The organism is Streptomyces sp. SID4985, from assembly GCF_009863025.1.
In the GTDB taxonomy this organism is placed as follows: Bacteria; Actinomycetota; Actinomycetes; order Streptomycetales; family Streptomycetaceae; genus Streptomyces.
Genome location: NZ_WWIR01000133.1, coordinates 1 through 5,742, shown reverse-complemented (window position 1 = coordinate 5,742; position 5,742 = coordinate 1). Strand labels below are relative to the sequence as shown.

Below are 5,742 nucleotides of genomic sequence, written 5' to 3'. Positions count from 1 at the left end.
GCTGTCCGCGCCCGGCGCGGCCACCGTGCCCGCGCTCGCCGTCTCGGCGGTGGCGGGGGTCGCGTTCGTACGGCACGAGCGGCGTGCCGCGCACCCGTTGCTGCCGCCCGGTGTGATCGGCGCGGGGCCCGTGGGAGCGGCACTCGGCATCCTGGTCGCCGTGTCGGCCGCGCTGTTCGGGACGCTGTTCGTGGAGACGTACGTGCTCCAACGCGGCCTGGGACTCGACCCGTTCGAGAGCGCGGTGCGAAGCGTGCCGCTCGCGGTGATGATGATCGCCTCGGCCCCCTGTTGTCCCGCGCTGCTGCGCCGCTGGGGCGCCCGGTGGACGACCAGTGTCGCGACGGCGGTTCTCGCGCTCGGCGGGCTGGTGCTGTCCCGGGCCACGGGGGCGCTTCCCCTGGGCGTCGGATTCGCCCTGTTGGGCGCGGGGTTCGGGACGGTGATGGTGGCGGCCACCCATGTCGTCGTACGTCAGGCGGAGTCGACGGCGGCCGGGGTCGCGGGCGGGCTTCAGCAGACCGCGCTCAACATCGGCCCGGTGGTGGGGGTGGCGGCGGCGACCGCGCTGATGGACGCGGGCCCGCGTGCCGCGCTGTGCGTGTTCGCGGCGCTCGCGGCGGCGGCCGTTCCGGTGGCCCGCGCGCTGCCTCAACGAGGCTCCGCACACGGCGCGTTGGACGCCGACGCGCGGGAGGCCGAGGTGCGGGTCCTTCCCGGCGATCCTGCGCGACCATGAGAAACAACAGGTCGTCCCGGTGACCGAGCCGGACCGCACGGCGTACGACGCGACCGTAGGAGAGCGAGCGATGGCACAGCTGCGACAGGAAGCCGACCCGGAAGAGGCGGGGCTGGACCCGAGGGCGCTGGACCGCCTGGACCGGCACTTCGCCCGCTACGTGGACGAGGGCCGGCTGCCCGGCTTCCTGGTGTCGGTGGCCCGGGGCGGCCGCGTCGCGCATCTCACCGTCCACGGCCACCGTGACCGCGCGGCGGGGCTCCCGGTGGAGCCGGACACGCTGTGGCGGATCTACTCCATGACCAAGCCGGTCACCGCCGTCGCGGTGCTGATGCTGGTGGAGGAGGGCCTGCTGTCCCTGGACGACCCCATCGACCGCCATCTGCCGGAGTTCGCCAACCCGCGCGTGTACGAAGGGGGTTCGGGCGCGGACGTGCGTACCCGCCCGGCGTCCGGTCCGATCCTGGTCCGCCATCTGCTGACCCACACGGCGGGCCTGACGTTCGCCTTCTACCACAGCCACCCGGTGGACGCCCTCTACCGCGAGGCGGGCCTGGAGTCCTCCGTGCCGCCCGGCGCCGACCTGGAGGAGACGGTGGCGGTGTATGCCCGGCTGCCCCTCCAGTTCGACCCCGGCACCCAGTGGAACTACTCCGTCGCCTCCAATGTGCTGGGCCGCCTGATCGAGGTGGTCTCGGGGCGTCCCCTGGACGCGTTCTTCGCCGAGCGCGTCCTCGTCCCGCTCGGCATGACCGACACCGGCTTCCACCTCACCCCCGAACAGCTGCCCCGCCTGGCCGAGTTGTACGGCGAGACCGGGAGCGGCGGCATCGAGCCGATCCCCGGTCTCCCCCTGCGCGGCCGCCCCCGCTTCCTCTCGGCCAGCGGCGGCCTGGCCTCGACGGCCCACGACTACCACCGCTTCATGGAGTTCCTGCGTCGCGGCGGGGAGTTGGACGGCGTGCGTCTGCTGCGGCCGGAGACGCTGGCCCGGATGACCCGCAACCAACTCCCCGGCGACGCCGTCCTGCGCGCCTTCGGCGCCCCCGCCCACCGGGAACGCGCCAACGACGGCCTGGGCTTCGGCTTCAACGTCTCGGTCGTCACCGACCCCGCCCGCACCCTGGTCCCTTCGTCCCCCGGCACCTACGGCTGGACCGGCGTGGCGACCACCGCCTTCTGGGTCGCGCCAGCCCACGACCTCACGGTGCAGTTCATGACCCAGCTCCGCCCGAAGACCCTGAAGGTGTTCCCGGAGCTGCGCCGCCTGGTCCACGAGGCGGTGACGGAGCGGGAGTTCCGGAAACGGCGCGAGTCCGGCCGCGGTGCGGCCGGACTCGTGGGGTGATCCCGCGACGTCGGGATCAGGAGCCATGGCCCACCGCGTCCAGGTGCGGCAGGTCGTGGTCCAGACGTTCGCGCTTGGTGCGGAGATAGGTGATGTTGTTCTCGCTCGGCTCGATCAGGAGCGGGACCGTCTCCGCGACCTCGATGCCGTGGCGGGTCAGCGACTCGCGCTTGCGGGGGTTGTTGGACATGAGGCGGACCGAGCGGACACCGAGGTCGTGGAGGATCTCGGCGGCGACGCGGTAGTCGCGGGCGTCCACCGGGAGGCCGAGGGCGAGGTTGGCCTCGACCGTGTCCAGGCCCTCCGCCTGGAGGGCCATCGCGCGCAGCTTGGCCAGCAGGCCGATGCCCCGGCCCTCGTGTCCGCGCAGGTAGACGACGATCCCGCTGCCCTCGGCGGCGACGGCGCGCAGCGCGGAGGACAGCTGCTCGCCGCACTCGCAGTGCTGGGAGCCGAACGCGTCCCCGGTCAGGCATTCGGAGTGCAGCCGGGTCAGCACGCTCTCCTCGCCTATCTCGCCGAAGACCAGGGCGACGTGTTCGTCACCCCGGTCGTGGTCCAGGTAGCCGATCGCCTGGAATTTCCCGTAAGCGGTGGGCAGCGGGGTATTCACGACGCGTTCCGCGCCCGAACGCCGCGGGGACTTCTTGCCGAGGACGCCGAGGTTTTCTGTCATGATCTGATTCCTAAGCAGAGACGAAAGGCCGTGAAAAAGATGAGTGGTTCGGGCGCGCGTGCGGCGGTGGCACACGGGGTGATGCCGACGGACACCACGGAGGACGTACGGAAGCGGGGGGCGGGTGTCTCAACTCGGGTCGCCGTCCTTCCCGTGGGCAGTTTCGAACAGCACGGCGCGTACCTCCCGCTGGCGACCGACACGCTCGTCGCCTGCGCCGTGGCCCGGGAGATAGCCGCCGCGTACCCGGTACACCTCCTTCCCCCGGTGACGGTCTCCTGCTCCCACGAACACGCGGGCTGGCCGGGAACCGTCAGTATCTCCTCCACCACCCTCCACGCCATCGTGCGGGACATGGCGGATTCGTTGCGCCGTTCGGGTGTCGAGGCCCTCGTGGTGGTCAACGGCCACGGCGGGAACTACGTCCTGGGCAATGTCGTGCAGGAGGCTTCCGCGCGCGGTGAGCGCATGGCGCTCTTCCCGGCCGCGGAGGACTGGGAGGCGGCCCGTGAGCGTGCGGGTGTGGTGACCTCGCTGCTCACCGACATGCACGCCGGGGAAATCGAGACGTCCATTCTGCTGCACGCTCATCCCGAATTCCTCCGCCCTGGTCATGAGACCGCCGATTTCACCGCCGACGACCGTCGTCATCTGCTCACCACGGGAATGTCCGCCTATACCGAATCGGGCGTCATCGGCCGCCCGTCCCTGGCCACGGCGGAAAAGGGCAGGAGCCTGCTGGCGAGCCTGGTGGAGGATTTCGCACCGTACTTCGAGTTGCTGACCTCCGAAAGGCTCCCGGTCTCCGGGGAGCTCGCGCCCTCCGGCGAGGCGCCGTCCGCCGGTGAACTCCCGGGCGCCGTACGGGAGTAGCCCCGCAGTCCGGCGTACCAGCGGACGACGAGGACGACGGCGCCGGGCAGGCTCGCCACGAAGCTGAGGACGCCGTAGACGACGGCCACGGCGACCCCGCTGCTCGCGCCGAGTCCGGCCGCCGCGAACGCCCAGGCGGTGACGCCCTCGCGGGGGCCGAAGCCGCCGACGTTCAGCGGCAGGCCCATCGCGACCAGCGCGAGCACCGCGAGCGGCAGCAGCACCGCGACGGAGGCCCCGCTCCCGGCGACCCGGGCGGCGACGACGAACATCCCGAGGTGACCGGCGAGGACGACGGCCGAGGACAGCGCGACCCCGGGCCCGCTCTCCCGCGACAGCAGCCCCCGGCGCGCGTCGGCGAGGACACCGGAGCGTCCGGCCTCGGCGGCTCCCCGGTTCAGCCGTACGGCGACCGCGACCGCGAGGGCGCCCGCCACCGCGAGGGCCACGGGCGCGGCGACGGTGCGCGCGTCGTCCCGTACCGGCGAGGGCAGTGTCAGCAGCAGGGCGGTGCCGGCCACTGCGAGCGCGATCTGCCCGGCGACCCGCTCCAGCACGACGGCCTTCACCGCGCGCCGTACGTCTCCGGCGCTCTGCCCGTGCCGCACCGCGCGGTGCACATCGCCCAACACACCGCCGGGGAGTGCCGCGTTGAGGAACAGCGCGCGGTAGTAGTCGGCCACGGCGGCACCCAGCGGGAGCCGGATGCCGAGGCCGCGTGCCACCAACTGCCAGCGCCAGGCGCTGAACACGGTGGTGAGGACGCCAACACCGAGGGCGATCAGCACCGTTGGCGTGTCGATCCGCCGCAGTCCGTCCATCAGGGGACCGGTACCGAGCCGCCACAGCAGCCCGCCGAGGATGACGACCCCGGCGACCGTGCCGAAGTGGGTGCGCAGCGCACGGGAGGTGAACCGTCCCCGGGCACGCGTCTCCGCTGTCGGCACGGTCTCGGCCGCCGGTGCCGGACGTGCCTCCGGCACGCGAACCTCCGTCGCGGTGTCCCCCGTTGACGTGTTCATCCCGCGCCTCCCGCCGGGCGGGGCAGTGCGAGCAGATCGCTGTGGTGCACGACGACGCGCAGCTCGCCCGCCTCCAGGGCGGCCAGCCGCTCGGCGAGGTAAGCCGCGGCACGCTCGCGCAGCTCGGGCCGCTGCTCGACCGCCGCGCCCACCCAGCCGCGCAGCCACTGCGCGGTCAGCGCGGCGTGCTCGGGGCCGAGCAGCCACGGGCTGGGATGCACCCGTACGGTCGCCCCGTGGTCGGCGAACGCCTGGCAGGCCATGGCGACCGCGTCGGGGCCGAGCATCCCGGTACGGCGCTGGTGGTCGTTGAACGCCTCGGCAAGCTGCGCGTCCAGCGGGTCGGACGGCTCGAACTCCACCCGCCCGGCGACGGACAGGGTGAGCAGCGCCGGGCAGCCCGCCCCGGCACAGGCGGCGGCGAGGGTCTCGACCTCCTCGCGGGTGAGCACGTCGAGCAGCGCCGAGGCGGTGACCAGGTCGGCGCCGGTCAGCGCGTCCGGGGTGAGCCGGGCGACGTCGCCGCGCCGGGTCTCTACGGTCACCTGGGCGCCGTCGGCGGCGGCGCGCGGGGAGGCGACGGCGGCGAAGTGCAGCAGGTAGGGGTCGAGGTCGTGCAGGACCCAGTGCTGGGCGCCGTCGAGGCGGGCCGCCAGCCAGCGGCCCATGGAGCCGGTGCCGCAGCCCAGGTCGTGCACGACGAGTCCGCCGTCCGTGCCGGGCCGTTCGGCCACCCGGGTGCGCAGCGGCTCAAGCAGGACCTCGGCGCGGGCGTCCGCGTCGGCGGCCTCGCGCAGTTGCAGCCACTCGGGCGCGTAGCGGGGCGCCTCCTCGGCGTCGTCGTCGCGCAGCCGTACGGTCGGCCGCTCGCCGGGGCGGGTCACGGGACCGGCGCCCATGATGACGTCGTCGGTGTTCACCGGGTGCTCCTGGGGTGCCGTGGCGTGGCCGGGGTCGGTCCCGGCGACCGTGGTCGTCTCGCTCATGCGGCCCTCCTCGGCGCGTCGGGGAGCCGGCCGAGGACTCCGGCCAGGCTGCGGGCGGTCGCGGCCCAGCCCCCGAGGGCGGAGCGGCGGCCGCGGGC

At 73.7% G+C, this 5,742-nt stretch carries 5 protein-coding genes and 1 pseudogene; 3 read left to right on the top strand and 3 right to left on the bottom strand.

Annotated features, from left to right (window positions below; translation table 11 throughout):
- Both GTW40_RS05255 and GTW40_RS05250 read left to right on the top strand, forming a co-directional pair.
- A partial coding sequence (locus GTW40_RS05255) for an MFS transporter (RefSeq protein WP_161178970.1) occupies positions 1–739 on the top strand: 739 nt, incomplete at its 5' end.
- Positions 740–809: 70 nt separating this feature from the next.
- Positions 810–2,087, top strand: a complete 1,278-nt coding sequence (locus GTW40_RS05250; protein WP_161178969.1) for a serine hydrolase domain-containing protein — start codon at positions 810–812, stop codon at positions 2,085–2,087.
- A gap of 16 nt (positions 2,088–2,103) precedes the next feature.
- On the opposite strand, the gene ribA is transcribed toward GTW40_RS05250, so the two are convergent.
- A complete protein-coding gene (ribA, locus tag GTW40_RS05245; RefSeq protein WP_161178968.1) occupies positions 2,104–2,763 on the bottom strand; it encodes a GTP cyclohydrolase II in 660 nt (219 codons plus the stop codon).
- A 39-nt stretch (positions 2,764–2,802) separates the two neighbouring features.
- On the opposite strand from ribA, the gene GTW40_RS05240 reads away from it, so the two are divergent.
- A complete protein-coding gene (locus GTW40_RS05240) occupies positions 2,803–3,636 on the top strand; it encodes a creatininase family protein (RefSeq protein WP_161178971.1) in 834 nt (277 codons plus the stop codon).
- A 53-nt stretch (positions 3,637–3,689) separates the two neighbouring features.
- On the opposite strand, the pseudogene GTW40_RS32975 reads toward GTW40_RS05240, so the two are convergent.
- Positions 3,690–4,658: pseudogene (locus GTW40_RS32975) on the bottom strand (lysylphosphatidylglycerol synthase transmembrane domain-containing protein); the annotation flags it as partial.
- On the bottom strand, positions 4,655–5,557 hold the full coding sequence (locus tag GTW40_RS05230; protein WP_237525346.1) for a class I SAM-dependent methyltransferase: 903 nt from the start codon (positions 5,555–5,557) through the stop codon (positions 4,655–4,657). The pseudogene GTW40_RS32975 and the gene GTW40_RS05230, both read right to left, overlap by 4 nt.
- Between the last annotated feature and the right edge of the window lie 185 nt (positions 5,558–5,742).

Coding starts and splice junctions, on each gene's coding strand:
- ribA (WP_161178968.1), bottom strand. CDS start 2,763: ATGACAGAAAACCTCGGCGTCCTCGGCAAGAAGTCCCCGCGGCGTTCG.
- GTW40_RS05230 (WP_237525346.1), bottom strand. CDS start 5,557: ATGGGCGCCGGTCCCGTGACCCGCCCCGGCGAGCGGCCGACCGTACGG.
- GTW40_RS05250 (WP_161178969.1), top strand. CDS start 810: ATGGCACAGCTGCGACAGGAAGCCGACCCGGAAGAGGCGGGGCTGGAC.
- GTW40_RS05240 (WP_161178971.1), top strand. CDS start 2,803: ATGAGTGGTTCGGGCGCGCGTGCGGCGGTGGCACACGGGGTGATGCCG.